The sequence below is a fragment of the bacterium genome, assembly GCA_035528375.1.
In the GTDB taxonomy this organism is placed as follows: domain Bacteria; phylum RBG-13-66-14; class RBG-13-66-14; order RBG-13-66-14; family RBG-13-66-14; genus RBG-13-66-14.
This window is the reverse complement of record DATKYS010000051.1, coordinates 45789-61832: the sequence shown is the minus strand read 5'-3', so window position 1 is coordinate 61832 and position 16044 is coordinate 45789. Positions and strand designations below refer to the sequence as shown.

Annotated in this window: 15 protein-coding genes; 10 read left to right on the top strand and 5 right to left on the bottom strand. The window is 61.2% G+C overall.

Features of this window, described 5'->3' with window-relative positions; genetic code table 11:
* Nucleotides 1-126: 126 nt before the first annotated feature.
* From VM054_04005 to VM054_03980, 6 genes are all read left to right on the top strand, one after another.
* Nucleotides 127-990, top strand: coding sequence for a hypothetical protein (locus tag VM054_04005; protein HUT98219.1), 864 nt, complete (start codon nucleotides 127-129; stop codon nucleotides 988-990).
* On the top strand, nucleotides 974-1294 hold the full coding sequence (locus VM054_04000) for an STAS-like domain-containing protein (protein HUT98218.1): 321 nt from the start codon (nucleotides 974-976) through the stop codon (nucleotides 1292-1294). Before VM054_04005 ends, VM054_04000 begins: the two co-directional genes overlap by 17 nt.
* Nucleotides 1295-1330: 36 nt before the next feature.
* Nucleotides 1331-1585, top strand: coding sequence for an acyl carrier protein (locus tag VM054_03995; protein HUT98217.1), 255 nt, complete (start codon nucleotides 1331-1333; stop codon nucleotides 1583-1585).
* Between the two features lie 96 nt (nucleotides 1586-1681).
* Nucleotides 1682-2929: a glycine C-acetyltransferase gene (gene kbl, locus VM054_03990; GenBank protein HUT98216.1), complete on the top strand. Its 1248-nt coding sequence runs from the start codon at nucleotides 1682-1684 to the stop codon at nucleotides 2927-2929.
* A 384-nt stretch (nucleotides 2930-3313) separates the two neighbouring features.
* Complete coding sequence (locus VM054_03985; protein HUT98215.1) at nucleotides 3314-4423, top strand: Ig-like domain-containing protein; 1110 nt, start codon at nucleotides 3314-3316, stop codon at nucleotides 4421-4423.
* A gap of 34 nt (nucleotides 4424-4457) precedes the next feature.
* Entirely contained in the window at nucleotides 4458-5561 is a 1104-nt protein-coding gene (locus tag VM054_03980; GenBank protein ID HUT98214.1) for an Ig-like domain-containing protein, read from the top strand.
* A gap of 384 nt (nucleotides 5562-5945) precedes the next feature.
* On the opposite strand, the gene VM054_03975 is transcribed toward VM054_03980, so the two are convergent.
* The gene (locus tag VM054_03975; GenBank protein ID HUT98213.1) at nucleotides 5946-6953 is read right to left on the bottom strand and encodes an NAD(P)H-dependent glycerol-3-phosphate dehydrogenase; all 1008 of its coding nucleotides are present in this window, start codon (nucleotides 6951-6953) and stop codon (nucleotides 5946-5948) included.
* 223 nt (nucleotides 6954-7176) lie between these two features.
* On the opposite strand from VM054_03975, the gene VM054_03970 reads away from it, so the two are divergent.
* Together VM054_03970 and VM054_03965 are read left to right on the top strand one after the other, a co-directional pair.
* The gene (locus VM054_03970) at nucleotides 7177-7398 is read left to right on the top strand and encodes a type II toxin-antitoxin system HicB family antitoxin (protein HUT98212.1); all 222 of its coding nucleotides are present in this window, start codon (nucleotides 7177-7179) and stop codon (nucleotides 7396-7398) included.
* Complete coding sequence (locus VM054_03965) at nucleotides 7395-7580, top strand: type II toxin-antitoxin system HicA family toxin (protein HUT98211.1); 186 nt, start codon at nucleotides 7395-7397, stop codon at nucleotides 7578-7580. The genes VM054_03970 and VM054_03965 overlap by 4 nt, the downstream gene beginning before the upstream one ends.
* A 339-nt stretch (nucleotides 7581-7919) precedes the next feature.
* On the opposite strand, the gene VM054_03960 is transcribed toward VM054_03965, so the two are convergent.
* Nucleotides 7920-8435 (bottom strand): epoxyqueuosine reductase QueH, encoded by a 516-nt coding sequence (locus tag VM054_03960; protein ID HUT98210.1) that lies wholly within the window; start codon nucleotides 8433-8435, stop codon nucleotides 7920-7922.
* A gap of 89 nt (nucleotides 8436-8524) precedes the next feature.
* Here VM054_03960 and VM054_03955 point away from each other — a divergent pair, with 89 nt between their 5' ends.
* A complete protein-coding gene (locus VM054_03955) occupies nucleotides 8525-10420 on the top strand; it encodes an aspartyl protease family protein (protein HUT98209.1) in 1896 nt (631 codons plus the stop codon).
* A 7-nt stretch (nucleotides 10421-10427) separates the two neighbouring features.
* Nucleotides 10428-12014 carry a retropepsin-like aspartic protease gene (locus VM054_03950; GenBank protein HUT98208.1) on the top strand — a complete coding sequence of 529 codons (1587 nt, stop codon included), beginning with the start codon at nucleotides 10428-10430 and terminating at the stop codon, nucleotides 12012-12014.
* A gap of 206 nt (nucleotides 12015-12220) precedes the next feature.
* Here VM054_03950 and VM054_03945 read toward each other — a convergent pair whose 3' ends face one another.
* The 3 genes from VM054_03945 to VM054_03935 all read right to left on the bottom strand — a co-directional run bounded on the left by VM054_03945 (nucleotide 12221) and on the right by VM054_03935 (nucleotide 15961).
* Nucleotides 12221-12835, bottom strand: a complete 615-nt coding sequence (locus VM054_03945) for an ImmA/IrrE family metallo-endopeptidase (protein HUT98207.1) — start codon at nucleotides 12833-12835, stop codon at nucleotides 12221-12223.
* Nucleotides 12832-13197: a helix-turn-helix transcriptional regulator gene (locus VM054_03940; protein HUT98206.1), complete on the bottom strand. Its 366-nt coding sequence runs from the start codon at nucleotides 13195-13197 to the stop codon at nucleotides 12832-12834. Before VM054_03940 ends, VM054_03945 begins: the two co-directional genes overlap by 4 nt.
* Before the next feature lie 124 nt (nucleotides 13198-13321).
* Entirely contained in the window at nucleotides 13322-15961 is a 2640-nt protein-coding gene (locus VM054_03935) for a C13 family peptidase (protein HUT98205.1), read from the bottom strand.
* Between the last annotated feature and the right edge of the window lie 83 nt (nucleotides 15962-16044).

Genomic DNA, 16044 nt, shown 5'->3' with positions numbered 1-16044 from the left:
GATGAATCGGTCTATACTACGTCCGTACTTCCTCCCCACTGGACCAACTTCCAGGTTCGCCTGAAAGTCTTCAGTGGGGTTTTGTATACACTTTACTAAAAAGCACTTTTTAAAAGGAATTTGATTATGAAAACAATAAAGTTTCATTCACATTTAAGTATTCATTTTGTGGATGCAATGATAAAAAGATGTAATGAATTATCAGAAACCAAAGATGAAGTAACTCTGGATTTTAGTAATGTACTAAGTATTAAACCATTTGCAATATCTCTATTATATCATTCAATAAAACAATATTTCAGGAATTTTAAAAGATTGTATATAATTGAACCAAGGTCACAAGGAACTAGAGAATATTTAAAATCAAGTGGATTTTATGGTCAAGCTACAACAAGGAAGTTGAATAGAACTACATTCGAACTTACTCCTATTAGTAAACACTATGAGCAGAAAGTGTTAGAATATTTAGAGATAATTAAGGACCAAGTTCCTTATTTGCATGATAATATATTATTTATAACTCAATTATGTATGAATGAATTAACAACGAATGTAAAAGACCATAGTGAATCACCGTTTGGGTGTGTTGTATGTGGTCAAATTTACTCTAAGAAAAAACAAATTCATATTTCAATTTCAGACTATGGTATAGGGTTTTTAAATTCATTGTTAACAGTAAAAAAAGATTTATCTAATGATATTGAAGCAATAAAAACAGCAGTAGAAACACAAGTTACAACGAGAAAACAGGCTGTTGGGGGAATGGGACTGCAACATATTAAGGTAGGTATATTAAACGTTAATGGAAATGTAAGTTATTTGTCTGGTTTGGGTATGGTTACATATGAAAAACAAAAAAAGAAAACACGTAGAATCGTGAAAAAATTAACTGCTTATGTAAAAGGCGTTACTATTTATATAATTATCCCTCTAGTCTATACAGATGAACAAACACTTTTCGAGGAGATTTCGGATGATCTTTTCAATTAAGAAAATAACTGCTGGTCAGTGGGTTGCGACGCGTGATGCAGGGAAAGCAGTTAGAGAAGCTATTATAGGCCGATGGCCTAAGGGTGAAGTTATTATTTTGGACTTTGAAGGGTTAATTATCGCTTCAGTTTCTTTTCTTGATGAAGCATTTGGCTTATTGGTGATGTCGTTACCTTTATGTGAGGTAAAAAATAGACTTAAAGTTAAAAAAATGGATAAAAACGATTACAATTTAATGAATCAAATAATAAGCTCCAGACTAAAACAGGAAGCAGTTAACTTGATTGAGATAGATGAAAGTTAACTTCTAACATAGATATTAAATCTGAAAGGAACGCCCATGTCCCGCGAGATGCACGATACCGTCCGCGAGTACGTCATCGGCGAATACGTTGACGAGGACGACGACATCAAAATAGATGACGATACGCCGCTCATCTCCAGCGGAATCGTGGACAGCTTCTCCATGGTCTCCCTCAAGGTCTTCCTGGAGAAGAAGTACGACATCAAGCTCCCCGACGAGGAGGCCACCCCCGAGGCCTTCGACACGGTGAACTCCATCGTGGCGCTGGTGAAGAAGTTCCAGGCCAAGTAGGGGACCCCCCTCCCTAACCCTCCCCCCAAGGGGGGAGGGGACGGCCTACGCACTCATCTATAAAAAAAACGCCACCTCTTTTCGTCAGGAGGAGTCATGGCCTACTCGAAGGTGTCCCGCGCCGGATTCGCCGAGGAAATAGAAGCGATCAAGAGCAAGGGCCTCTACAAGGAAAAACGGTTCATCTGCTCGCCCCAGGACGCGGAAATCACCGTGGAGTACCCCGAGGGCGCGGCTCAGGAGAAGGTTTTAAATTTCTGCGCCAACAACTACCTCGGCCTCTCGAGCCACCCCGAGGTCATCGCCGCCGCCCACAAAGGCCTGGACACCCGCGGCTACGGCATGAGCTCGGTCCGCTTCATCTGCGGCACCCAGGACATCCACCGCGAGCTGCAGGATAAACTGACCGAGTTCCTGGGCACCGAGGACACGCTTCTGTTCCCGTCGTGCATGGACGCCAACGCCGGGGTCTTCGAGGCCGTCCTGGGCCCCGAGGACGTCATCATCGCCGACCGGCTCATCCACGCCAGCCTGGTGGACGGCATCCGGCTCTGCTCCGCCGAGTACGACACCTTCAAGCACATGAACACCAAGCACCTGGCGCAGAAGCTGGAGCAGCACCAGGGCAAGCGCAACCGGCTCATCGTCACCGACGGCGTTTTTTCCATGGACGGCGATATGTGCCCCCTGGGCGAGATGGTGGCCCTGGCCGAGGAGTACGACGCCATGATTCTGGTGGACGACTCCCACGCCTCGGGGTTCATCGGCAAGACCGGCCGCGGGGTCCACGAGCACTTCGGCGTGATGGGCAAGATTGACATCATCACGACGACGCTGGGCAAGGCGCTGGGCGGTGCGTCGGGCGGGTGCGTGTCGGGCCGCAGGGAGCTGGTGGAGCTCTGCCGCCAGAAGGCCCGGCCCTACCTCTTCTCGAACTCGCTCTCGCCGGTCATCACCGCCGCCTCGCTCAAGGTCCTGGAGATAATCATGAAGAGCACGGAGCGCCGGGACAAGCTGGAGGCCAATACAAAGTACTTCCGGGAGGGGATAACCGCCGCCGGGCTCAGCGTCCGCCCCGGCGAGACCCCCATCGTCCCGGTCATGCTCTACAACGCAAAGCTGGCCAACGACATGGCCCGCGACATGTACGCCGAGGGCATCTACGTCATCGGCTTCTTTTTCCCCGTGGTGCCCAACGGCCAGGCGCGCATCCGCGTCCAGCTCTCCGCCGCCCACGAGAAGGCGCACATTGACAAGTGCGTGGAGGCCTTCCGCAAGGTGGGCGATAAGTACGGCATCCTCGGCCTGGACAAGGACGGGATAATCGCCAAGTACGGCATGTAGGTTCGCGTTCGCTCGCGGGGCGGAATTGTGAGAAACCTGAACCGTTCCCCGCGGGGCCGTGGCCGGCTTCAAGCCGGAAGTATGGGATGTAGGTTCGCGTTCGCTCGCGGGGAGGGATTGAGAACGACCGGAACACTCCTCGCGGGGCCGTGGCCGGCTTCAAGCCGGAAGAGGGTGGTGTAGGTTTGGGTAGGCTTGCGGAGAACCGTTACGTAAATTTGATGGAAAATGCCTGGCATTACGCCGGGCGTTTTTTTTACCGGCCCCTTGCCACACCGCGCAGACGGTGGTATATTACTTACGTGGAGGAGTGGACTTTCTCAAGAAGTGCCGTTATAGCTGTGTTTTGAATACTTCGCAGGCGTTCGACCCAAGGAGGTTGAAATGCGCAAGGCGTTGATAATACTGTGGTCTCTGTTGGTACTGGCTTCGATGGGGCAGGACCCCGACAACATAATCGTCAAGTACGACACTGCGTACGGCGGCAGCTACCTCTCCAGCGCGATAAGCGACCTGTGGCCGAGTTGCTCCGCCACGTACTACGATGGCAGCACCTGGTCCACCTTCATATCCAGCCTGACAGGCGGCGACTGGGATATGTGCATCGTCGCCGCAATTAACTACACCAGCTACACCACCAGCGACTACACCGCCCTGACGAACTGGTACAACGACTTCGCAAAGCTGCACTACTTCGACTGGTACGCGCACGGCAGCTACAACGACGCCCTCGAGACGGCCATGGGGGTCGGCAACCCGACCTCGATGGTCTTCACCGCGTCCCACTACTGCTGGGATCTGGGCCACGCCTTCACCTATGGCATCACCTCGTGGACACTGGACGACCACGGCTGGGGCTTAAGCGTCTATCACCACCGCTACCCGTGGACCACCGCTCACCCGGTGACCGGTTGGACCGCGACCGAGACCGCCGGCCAGGCTGGTATTCTGGAGGCGGAGAACGGCATGGGTGTCGTCACCGGCCTGTATGAGAGCTTCATCGGCGGCGGCCAGGAGCAGCAACTGTGGGAGAACGTGCTCACGAACTACTGGATACCGAATGATCCGCCTTACGTGACCGGCATGGACCCCGACGACGGGGACACCGGCGTGCCGGTGGACACCAACATCGTCTTTCACTGCGTGGATGACTTCTTCGCCATTGACCTGGATACGATTGACTTCACCGCCCGCGACACCACCCTCTCCGGTGGCCGTGCGGTGAGCGCCAGCGCCGCCATCAGCGCCAACTTCGAGTCCGCCCGCTCGATCGCCGGCGACCTGGACCTGGACGACACCGACCCCAGGGATGTCGTCTGCACCTTCACCCCCGCCGATCCGCTGAACGGCGACGACGCCATCACCTGCACCGTCGCCGCCGGCCTGGCCAACCGCTACGATATCGAGATGGAGGAGGACTTCGTCTGGAGCTTTACCACCGAGGAGCTCAACGTGGTGCAGACGAGTTGGGGGGCCATCAAGGCGGAGTTTTAAATAATCCGGGAACGTTCAACCAAAGGAGGAGAAAATGCGAAGAGCGTTGTTAGTCTTGGTGGTCGTTACCGCGGCTATCGCGGGGCGGTACGACATCTTGATCTGCCACACCGACCCCGGCGCAACCTCGGACGCCCAAACCTACATCGGCGGCGACCCCTACTACGACAGCGTTACATTCCTGGACTGCACCACGACCACCCCCAGCATGGACACCCTGAACGATTACGGCGTCGTCTTCACGTGGAGCAACTACGCCTACGACGACCCCACGGCCTTCGGGAATAACCTGGCCGACTACTTAGACTACTACGGCGGCGTCGTATCCTGCTGCTTCGCTCACGACTCGGGCAGCTGGGGCATCGCCGGCCGTTACGCCAGCGACCCTGACTACTGCCCCCTGACCCGCGGCTACACCTATCACTCCAGCACCCGCCTGGGCGATTACGAAGATTACTGGGGCATCATGGACGGCGTTTCGAGCATTTCCCACATCAACTACTGGCAGTACATCTCGACGGAGAGCGGCGCTATCTGGATCGCCGACCTGGAAAACGGCACCGACATGGTGGCGGTCAGTGAATGGTGCTTCGCTGCCGCCGTCAACCTGTGCCCCGGTGACTACCACTTTTGGGACGGCGACGGCTGGGTGCTCTACAACAACGCCATCAAATTCGCGATAGGGTACGATACCTCCCCCCGACCTTGGGTGGAGGGCATGGACCCCGATGACGGGGAATCCGACGTGCCGGTGGGCAGGGACATCGTGTTCCACTGTTGCAGCGGGATGTTTGGAATTGAAGTTTCCACGATAGTCTTCACGGCGGAGGACCAGTCGCGGCGATCGGGAGACAGAGCCCTGCGCGCCGGTTCGTCTTCCCTCTCGACGAGCTGTAATCCCCGGCCCGCGGGCGAGATTCCGGGAACGCTCGTGATTGATGACAGCGACTGGACCGATGTCGTCTGCACATTCACCCCCGACGAGGACCTGCCGGTGGACCTCATCACCTGCACCGTGGACGGTTGCCTGGCGGATCGTACCGGTCGTGAGATGAGATACGACTTCGTCTGGAGCTTTACCACCGAGGAGCTCAACGTGGTGCAGACGAGTTGGGGCGCCGTCAAGGCGGAGTTTTAATCCGATACTCGGGGGGAACAAAAAGACGCCCGCGGACGACCCCCTCTCCCTTTTAGGGAGAGGGATAGGGTGAGGGTCGGGGCCGGGAACGTGAAAACGGCGGGGAAAGGATTTGCTTCGCATAGCTCGCTTCTCTCGGTTCCCCGCCCTACGGGCACCATGTCGAGACGGGCCGACCTGAACGGCGCGCCGTCGGTCGGCCCCTACGTCATTGCAATTCGCGGCGGCCCGCAGAGGGGCCGCCCTACGTTATCGCAGGCGCGGATAAAGGGTGCGACGGCCCCCTCTCCCTTCTAGGGAGCGGCTCGCCGACGGGCCGGGGTGAGGGTCGGGGCCGGCGGCGGGGACAGAAGTCCCCGCCCTACATTTAGGGAAAGGTCGCGACTACTCGGGCTTGAGCTCCCGGGTCATCAGGTCGCGGACGCAGTCGGCGGGGCTCTTCTCCCCGTATAGCATCCGGAAGACCTCGGCGGTGATGGGGAGCTCGATTTTGTGGCGCTCGGCGAGGGCCGTGGCGGCAACGGTGGTGGGCACACCCTCGGCGACGTGGACCATGTCGGCCAGGATGTCCCGCAGGCTCTCCCCCCGCCCCAGGCGGTAGCCCACGTTGTAGTTGCGGCTCTTGGGGCTGGAGCAGGAGAGGAGGAGGTCGCCCAGGCCGGAGAGCCCCTTGAAGGTTTTTCCCTTGGCGCTGACGGCCTTGCCCAGGCGGGCTATCTCGACGAGGGCGCGGGTGATGAGCGCGGCGCGGGCGTTGTCCCCCAGCCCCAGGGCGTCTATGGCCCCGGCGGCGATGGCGAAGATGTTCTTCATCGAGCCGCCGATGTCGGCGCCGATGGGGTCGTTGGAGGTGTAGAGGCGGAGGCGGTCGGAGGATAGCTTCTGCTGGATCCAACGGGCGGCGGCCTTGGAGCGGCTGGCGATGACGGCGGCGGCGGGGAGCCCCTGGGCCACCTCCTCGGCGAAGTTCGGCCCCGAGAGCACGCTCAGCCGCTTGTGGAACCGGTCGGGGAGCACCTCCTCGGCCAGCTCGGTCATCGTCTGGTGGCTGGTGCGCTCGATGCCCTTGGCGGCGTTGACGACGATGGCGCCCTTGGTGAGGTACGGTTTGAAGCGGGTGATGACGTCGCGGGCGAACTGGGTCGGCCCCATGGAGAAGACCGTCCCCGCGCCGCGGGCCGCCTCGGCGATGTCATCGGTGATTTTTATCGAATCGGGCAGCCGAGCGCCGGGGAGGTAGTCCACGTTCTCCCGGTGCAGGGAGAGTTTGGCGGCCAGGGCGGGTGTGTGGGCCCAGAGGGTGACCGGGACGCCCGCGTAGTCGAAGGCGATGGCCAGGGCGGTGCCCCAGCTCCCGGCCCCCATGACGGCGATTTTATCGGGCAGTTTCACAAATCCCCCGCGAAGGCTGACCGCCGGGGCATTATAGCCCCCGCCCCGCGGTGAGTCAAACCGGGGCCGTTTGTCGGAACGGGCTGGGGTGAGGGTCGCTTGTCCCCTCCCCCCTTTGGGGGGAGGCTCGCCTACGGGCTAGGGTGAGGGGTAAAACCAGCCGCTTGGTTGAAAAATGAGCTATACTGTACCCAGGTTTCGTCCGGCGGATGGAGGAGCGGAGATGAAAGTGCAGCTGACCGCTGTTTTTCAGAAAGTGCCGGAAGGCTATATCGCCTTCGTGGAAGAGCTTCCCGGCGCGAACACCCAGGGCGCGACCCTCGAAGAGGCCCGGGAGAATCTTCTCGACGCGGTCCGGCTGTTGCTGGAGTGCTACCGGGAGGAAGCGGAAAAACGATTGGAGAATACTGAGGTTATCCGGGAACCCTTGCAGCTGACGGCATGAAACGCCGGGATCTGATCCAGCATTTGATCGGGTCCGGGTGCCTTCTGAAACGCGAGGGTGGTAAGCACAGCGTATTCGTGAATGCGACGACGGGAAAGATGTCCACGGTCCCCAGGCACACCGGGATCAGCGATACATTGGCGAAGAAGATATGCGCCGACCTGGGGATTCCACAACCTTGAACGAGAGCCTGTAAAAGAGAACGGCCCTGCGGCCGGTTTTTTTTAAGAGTTGACGGTTGGACGAAGAAGTGAAGTCGTCCCGCGGTCCCCTCCCCCCTCTGGGGGGAAGCGCGCTTACGGGTTGGGGTGGGGGGTAAAGCGGCGGGGATTAAAATCCCCGCCCTACGTTTGGGATATAGCCGGGGTGAGGGGTGAAGCGGCCCCCCTCTCCCCGTGGGAGCGGGATAAAGGGTGAGGGTTGCCTTTGAAGAACGGGCCGACCTAAAGGTCGGCCCCTACGTCATCGCAACGCGCATACGGGGGATTTCGTAGAGGTAGCGGTGGGGGTAAAATCCCGCCCTACTCCTTCAGCCGGGCGTCGAGGCTGGGCAGGCAGCCGCAGTAGCGCTGGCGGTAGATGCCGAGCCGCCGGGCCCGGCTCTGGCCCCGGGCGAAGAGCGGCCGCCAGTCACGGTAGAGGAACTCCGCCCCGGTCTCGGCGGCCACCTGTTCCGCGACGCTTTTTATCAATTCGTGGCGCTGATGGCGGGAGAATAAAAGTGTGGTGGTGAAGGCGGCGCCGGACTCGGCGGCGAGGCGGGCCGTGGGGAGGAGGCGCAGGCGGTAGCAATAGCCGCAGCGCTCGTCGGAGGGCTCCGCCGCGGGAGGCGAAAACTCCGGCGCGTCCAGGCGCACCAACGGCAGCCCCTCGACCCGGACGACGGTCCCCAGGGCGTCCAGGCGGCGGTCGTGCTCGGCGGCCGGCTCGATGTTCGGGTTGACCCACACCCCGAGCACGTCGTGCCCCTCGCCGCGCAGGTCCCGGAGCGGCTCGAGGATGCAGATGCCGCAGCAGATGTGGATGAGGACGTCCATCGAGGCGAGTTTACCGCCGCGGGGCGCAGCTTGACAAGGCCCCGGGGCGCCTTTAATCTAACCGAAACGTCAACGCGGGAGTCGGACCGATGCGCCGGATCGCCACGCTGGTCTTTGTTCTGTCCCTCGTCATGGCCGCCGGCGCCGGGGAGGCGCAGGACGCCCTCGCCCTGCACCGGGAATCCCTCGGCGTGGACGCCATCTGGGAATCGCTGGAGTCCATCCGCTACTCGGGGACCATCGCCTCGGGCGGGATGGAGGGTTTTTCCGAAATCCTGGTGGTCCTGCCGGCGGAGAAGCCCGCGGTGAACGCCGACGGGACCTGCGACGCCGGGGACTTCATCCGGGGGATTTACTACAGAAGCGAGGTCACCCTCGGTCCCCTGCACGAGCTGGTGCTCATCACGCCCGAGGGGGGCTGGATCGCCGCTTCCAACGGCGAGGTCCGGGAGCTGGCCGGTGTCGAGCTCGCGGATTACACCACCTCTCTGGTCATGGACGCCCTCCTCTACTGTCACCCCGACCCGGCCCTCTTTTCCGTGGCCTGGGCCGGTGTCGAGGATGTGGACGGCGCCCCCTGCGACGTGCTGGACTTCGGTCCCGTGTCCGGCGGCCTCCCCTTCCACCCCCGGCGCTACCACCTGGACTCCGGCGACGGTTCCCTGCGCCGCATCACCTCCGAGCTGGACGGGATCGTCCACGTCACGACGTGCTCGGATGTCAGAGATTTCTCCGGCCTCCGTCTTCCCTCCCGCTTCCACACCACCCTCACGGGGCTGCCCCTCACGATTGACCAGACGATGGAAGACGTAGCCCTCGACGAGCCGGTGGACCCGGCCCTCTTCCTCCCGCCGGTCGGGGCGCGCCTGGTGTTCCCGGAGGGTGAGGACCGGGTTCGGGTGCCCGTTGAGTTCACCGGCGACGCCATCTTCGTCCCGACCCTGGTGAACGGGGAGCCGGTGTGGATGATTCTGGACAGCGGGGCCACGATGAGCGTCCTGTCCACGCCGGTGGCCGAGGAACTGGGCATCACCACTGTCGGCACCGGGGCGGGGGTCGGGACCGGCGGCCTGGGGGAGGTCGGCATCCTGCAGGCCGACAGCCTGACCATCGGCGGCCTGACCTTCGAGGAGCCGACCCTGGCGACGGCGGACCTCTCCGTATTCGGTTGGCACTTCGGCCGGGAATGGGGCGGAATCCTGGGCTACGAGCTCTTCGCCCGGACCGTGGTCGAGATAGATTACGCGGAGTCCGCGCTCACGATTTACGACCCGGAGACCTACGTGCCGCCGGAGCCCGAGCCCGGCGTCATCGAGATTCTGCCGCTCCGGCTGGACGAGGGCATCCCCGCGGTGGAGGCGGAGCTCGACGGCGTCCGGGGCTACTTCGCCCTCGACCTGGGGAACCTGAACTACACCACCGTTTACCGCCCGACGGTGGAGGAGTACGGCCTCGAGGAGCGTTATCCGGACTGGCGGCCGCAGCTGGTGAGCGGCTTCGGCGGGGCGAACTTCCACCGGCTGGTGAAGTCGGGCGAGTTGCGTCTGGGGTCGGTGAGCATCCCCGAGCCCCTGGCGGTGCTGACCGGCGAGACGGAAGGGGCGCTGGCCCGCAGCCGGGAGTTGGGGAACATCGGGCAGGACGTTCTTCGGCGCTTCCGGCGGGTGACGCTGGACTACCCCGACTGGCGGCTGATTCTCGAGGTGGGCTCCGACGGTCTCGGGGAAGGCGTTCCCCCCAACCGCCTCGGATTCACCACGGCGGGCGGCACGGTGGTCGTCGTCTGGGAAAATTCCCCGGCGGAGCGGGCGGGGCTCCTCGAGGGCGACGTCGTCCTGGCCCTTGACGGCGTGCCTCTCGAGATCCTCACCGCTCTGGATCTCGTCGAGTGGTCGGCGGCCGAGCCGGGCACCGAGCGAACCCTCACCGTCCTGCGCGGCGGGGAGGAGCTGGAATTACGCATGACGACCGAGGAGATTTGGTAAAAAACCGATGACGGGAAAGACTCTCCAGCGGAACGCCCTGTCCCTCCCCCTCGCCCTGGCGCTGGCGGCGGCGTGGCTTCCCGGGTGCGAAGGGGCCGGCGACGCCGGGGCCCTCTGGGAGGTTCACCAACGGCTCGTCCTGGGACGGGGGGAGCTCCCCCGCGCGGGGAGCCTCATCTTCACCACGGACGTCCTGGGGTACCTCACCGAGTCGGAGCTGGAGTACCGCCTCGGGGAGGACGGCTCGCTGGAGGGTTTCCGGATCATCCCGCTCAGCGGTCCCGACCAGGGGCTCGTCGTCTGGTCGCCGGACGGGGGATTGGAAAAGACCACGGGGGGCGCCGTCCGCCGCCTCTCCCCCCGCGAGAACGAGGAGGCGGCGATCAACGCCCTGTTCCTGAGCGGGGCCTACCTGGAGCTCGAACCCTCCTTCGGGCCGGAGGGCGAGGTGATTTTAAACTGGGACGGGGCGCTGCTCAGGCTCACCCTGGAGCCCGACGGGCGCCTGTCCGGGGCCGAGGTGTTCTTCGACGAACGTATCTGGTACGCGGGCTTCGGCGAGCCGGGCGACGGGGCGCCGCACCTCTCCCGCACCGTCTCCGTGAACCCCGGCGATTCCCCCGCCTACGAGCTCGAGCGGGCGGAGTTCCGGGAGCTGGACCCCGGGGAGGTGGACCTGACCCCGCCCGAGCCCTCGGGCCTGGTCTACGACGAGAGCGCGGAGCGCACCATCCCGTTGCGCCTGGCGGGTGGTATGCTCCTGGCGTCGGCGACCGTGGGCGGCCTCGAGCTGGAGCTCGCGGTGGATTCCGGCGCGGCGATAAGCTACCTTCGGCCCGATGTCGCTGAAAAACTCGGGCTCGTCCCCGTCGGCGAGAGCCTGGTCGTCTCCCTGGGCAACGACGCCACGGGGCACGGCGTGGCCGTGGTGGACGGGCTCGTAATCGGGCCGGTGACACTCGAGGGGCAGACGGTGGTCATCGGGGAGCCGTCGTTCCTGTTGAGCCTCGTCGCCCCCTTCGACGGGCTGATCGGTTACGATCTGCTGGGTCAGGTCCCGGCGCGGCTGGACGTGGAGGCCGGCACCCTGGAGCTCCTGCCGCCCGGTGCGGAGCCCGTGGTCCCCCCGGGGGCGGTGGTGGTCCCGATACACCTGCCGGGGCGGCTGCCGCAGGTCCCGGGCGAATTGGAGGGGGTGGGCGGCCTTTCCTTCATACTGGATTCGGGGTCGCCGCTGGAGCTCCTGGTCCTGCCGCGCAGCGCGGGCCGGCTGATGGACCTCTCGGGGGCGCAGCCCGGGGATTACACCTTCATGAGCCTGACGGGGCTCGGCGGGATCATGGGGGCGCTCTTACGGCAGGCGGATTACTACCTCGTCGGCGCTCAACCGGCGACGGGCGTACATCCTTCGTTCTGGCGGGTGGACGACCCCCGGGTGACCTACACCCTGGGCGAGGCCGGGGGGCCGCTGTCCGTCATGGACGCCGACGCGCTGCTGGGGCTGCCCTTTCTCGTTCGCTTCGCCGCCGTGATCTTCGATTACCCCCGGGAGCGGCTGATTCTGGAACCGCGGGCGGAGGGGCCTGCCGAGTAGGCGGTCGGTGTCCAACCCCGGTGGGGGTAGATGAAGCGCGTAGGGCGGGGGCTTGAGTACCCCGCCCATATCACGTTCAAGACCCCGACCCTCACCCCGGCCCGCGCCGTATGAATTGCGATGACGTAGGGGCGGACCTTTAGGTCCGCCCGTTTATTAACAAAGAGCTTACTTATCGAGCCGGTTTGGAAGTGAAGCATTTCCCTCTACAACCTGGGAGGCCACAACCCTTCGCGTTCGAGCCTTATTGCTATGACTCTTGGGGAAACACCAAACTCGACACAAATCTTTTCGCTCGCCACGGTTTTTAGGTAGTCAAGATTATCTGCAACAAATGCCCGTTGGTCAGACGGAATCGAGCTTATTAGCTTTTCGAATCTCTCTTGAAGCAGGTCTCTAGGCACTAACAGACGCCCTGCAAATTCATTGGCTTGAAACTCAAAACGTAAATACGCTTCATCTTGCTCTGCATCCAAGAATTCCAGATAATCATCTATCGTTTGCAGACTTAACTCTTCAAGAATGCTCCGGTGTAAGATGAAGTGCCCCAATTCGTGCGCAAAAGTGAAACGAAGACGATTTTCGTTACGGTCATCTAAATATCTATTCAGACTAACACATAACTCATTTCTACTTACAATGATGCAACAATCGAATACATTCGGCATAGCTGTTGGTACTACATCCAAGCCTGCCTTTTCGCATATCAGCTCGCTATCAATAGGTAATTTATAGTCCACTAGGTAAGTGGTCCGAATATCTTCCGCCCTCCCCCAAAGCTCTTCCTTTCTGATGAAGGGACACATGAATTGAAAGCTCATTTATGCGCCTCCTTAATGCTCTCCAGCAGTTGGATTATCTCTTGTCTAGTGGGTTTGATGCTGTCAATGGTCCTGAAAAAGACGGGCAGCAATTTAACTAGCTCCTCATCCTGCATCACATACCCTGGGATCTCTCCCCGGTCAACATGCGCCAGGTCGGAGAGCTCTTGCCACTTCGGTGAGCCAATTTCGATTTGCAGTAAATTTGCCAACCGCTCCAGAAATACCTCATCCTTGGGCGGCGGAAGAATCCCGCGCTCGACCTTGCTCCAGTTGCTGGGATCCAGTTCCAGCTTCTGGCAAAATTGGCGTAGGCTCAAATCCAACGCCAATCTTTGCGCCTTTACGAAGTCACCGAACATAGCTCCTCCATTACTATGTTGTCTGTTCAAGTGTCTGTGGTAAATATTATACCACATTCACAAGAATTTCAAGAAAAAAACGGAACCCGTACTGGGTTCCGTTTTATCTGCAATTGCCGCGCCGCTACCGGCTGATGACCAGGCGCTGGTTCAGGGTGCGCCCTTCGGTTACCAGGCGGATGATGTAAGCGCCCGAGGCGATACCCGAGGCGTCCCAGCCTATCTCGTGCCGCCCGGCGACGAGGTCGGTGTCCACCAGCGTGGCCACCCGGCGCCCGGCGAGGTCGTACACCGCCAGGGAGGCCCGGCCGTCAACGGCGAGGCTGAAGGCGAAGGTCACCTCGCCCGAGGCGGGATTCGGGAATGGCGCGTCGAACTTGGTCGTCCGCGAGCCGGCCTCGGCGTCGTAGTGGAACTCGACCGGTCCGAAGAGGGACAGGGTCCCGTCGGAGTCGGTGGCCTTGAGGTAGTAGAGGTAGTCGCCGCCGGAGGTCACGTCTGAGTCCAGGTAGCGGTAGCTGGAGCTGCCGCCGGGAATCGGCGTGGAGTTCAGCGGAACCAGCGGGTTGCGGTCTCCGGTCGCCAGGACCATGGAGTCAACGAGAACGCCGTCCTGGCGGTAAATGCTGAATCCGACGGTGGTGTCGCCGTCGCCCGGGGTCCAGGACACCAGGGCTCCCGCGTCGGTGGACCCGACGGTGAAATCAACCAGCGCGATGCCCACGTCGGGCGGCGAGACCTCGAAGTCGTCGAAGTAGAAGCCCTCGCGCTCGGTCGAACCGTTGGAGAAGAAGTTGAAGCGGAACTGGCCGATGACGCCGGCGTAGTCGGTGAGGTCGAAGGTCTCCTGCAGCCAATCCTGCTGGGTGCCGTAGTACACCTCCAGCTCCTCCCAGGTACGGGCGTCGTCGCCGAATTCGAGCCTGCAGCCGTCGCCTCCGGGAGCGATTTTGTAGAAGGTCCAGAAGTCGAGCTGCGGGTTTTCCAGACCGACGAGAATCATCGGGGAGTAGAGGTAGCAGTCCATGTTGGGCTCGTAGTTCCCGTCATCCTCGCCGCCGCACTTCCATGAATATTCCGGTGAGCGGGCGCGGTAGTCCTCGATGTGCCACAGGTCCACGTCACCCGAGTGGGCCCAGTCGCCCTCGCCGTCCTCGATGTCGTCGAAGAAGCCGAACTCGGAACCCACGGTGACCATGATGGTGAAGGTTTCTTGGATTCCGCCGTCCGCGGTGACATCGCAGCCGAGGTAGTAGACGCCGGGATCGTCGGCGAAGCTGGAAACTGTAATTTCGAAGGGGTTGGGCCCCTCCGTCTCCTCGTCGGGATCGAGGTCGCCGAAGTCAATCTCGTCCACGGTGACCTCGATGTCGGTGTCATCGGAGGAGAGGACGGCGACCACATTGGTGGCTGTCTCGCCGCCCGTGTTCTTCAGGGTGAGGGATATGTCGGCATCCTCGCCGGGAACCAGGAGCGCGTCGCCCTCGTCGCCCAGCACCTCGTAGGATGTCATGCGGATGCGGGGCCCGAGCCCGCCGCCCCAGAGGCTGATTTCCTCGCCGATGCCGGAGACGTCGCAGTACTGCGGCGTTTCGGATGAGAAGTCCTCCGCCTCGGCGTAGATGAAGGCCTCGTGCGCGGTCACGGTGCCGTCGTCGTCGGAGTCGGCGTCGGCCGTCCCGCCGCCCATGTCCACGGGCCAGCCGGGGAACTCACCGTTTACGCCCGCCGTCCAGAAGTACACGTAGGTGTCGTAGTAGTAGTTGGGAGGCATGGCCCAGGAGGACTCACTGGCCGAGCAGGCCGTGGAGATGACCACGTTGGGTATATCGTCCACGTCGTCTACGAAGCCGCCGGAGTAGCACTGCTCCATGGTGATGATGCACTGGGAGAAGGCGATGTCGTCCAGCTCGTCGGCGAACTCGTAGTCCCAGAGCGACTCAAAGTTCCACAGGTTGAGGTAGGAACCGCTCCCGCCGTGGTCGGTGGTGAAGATGAAGAGGCTGTCCTCGGACGTCAACAGGGCCTCGAGGTCGTTGAAGTACTGGAAGACGTAGGTCCGGGTGCAGGGGTCGTGGTAGTCGTCGTCCGAGTCGCCGTCGAGGTCCAGGGGCGAGTTCGTGCCGTCGGAGCGATCAACGCCCGGGTTGTCACCGTCGGACATCAGGACGAAGATGTCGTTCTCGTCGTAGCCATAGATGTTGATGAGCGTCCAGTACATGGAGGCCATGTCGTTCCAGTAGCGGATGTGGTTGTTGCCCTGGTTGGCGCCGCCGCTCATGAGGAACGCGTAGCGCACGCCGGCCCGCTCATCCGGCTGGGGGATTATCTTGTCCAGGTACTCGCGGGTGGGCTGGACCTCCTCCAAGGTGGGGATGTGGTACTCGGTGTGAATGAGCCCGTCGTAGATGCTGCCGTCGGTGAGCTCGACCAGGTCGTCCTGGAGGTACTTGGGGGGCGTGGAAACGTCCCAGATGGTGATCCGTCCGTCCTCGGTGACGAAGAAGGCGCGGGCGGGGTGTTCCCAGTTGGCCGCGGGGTAATCGTCCACGAAGACGAAGTACCCCGACTCGTCGGGAAGTGTGATCGAGTGGTGCCAGAACTCGATCTCGCCGCCGGAGAGGTTCTCGGGGTACACGTAGACCCTCTTGGCCTCGGTGACGCCGCCGAGATCGCGCTCGATGACGAGCCCACCGGCCTCCTGCGGTGTCATGGCCGCCCCGGCGCAGACGAGAAGGATCGAAATAAGGGCTATCTTTTTCATGTTACTCCCAAGGGAATGTGTCATTGACCGGTGGGGGCGCACCCACAGGGTATACGTCAACACCGTACGACCTTCCGGGAAGG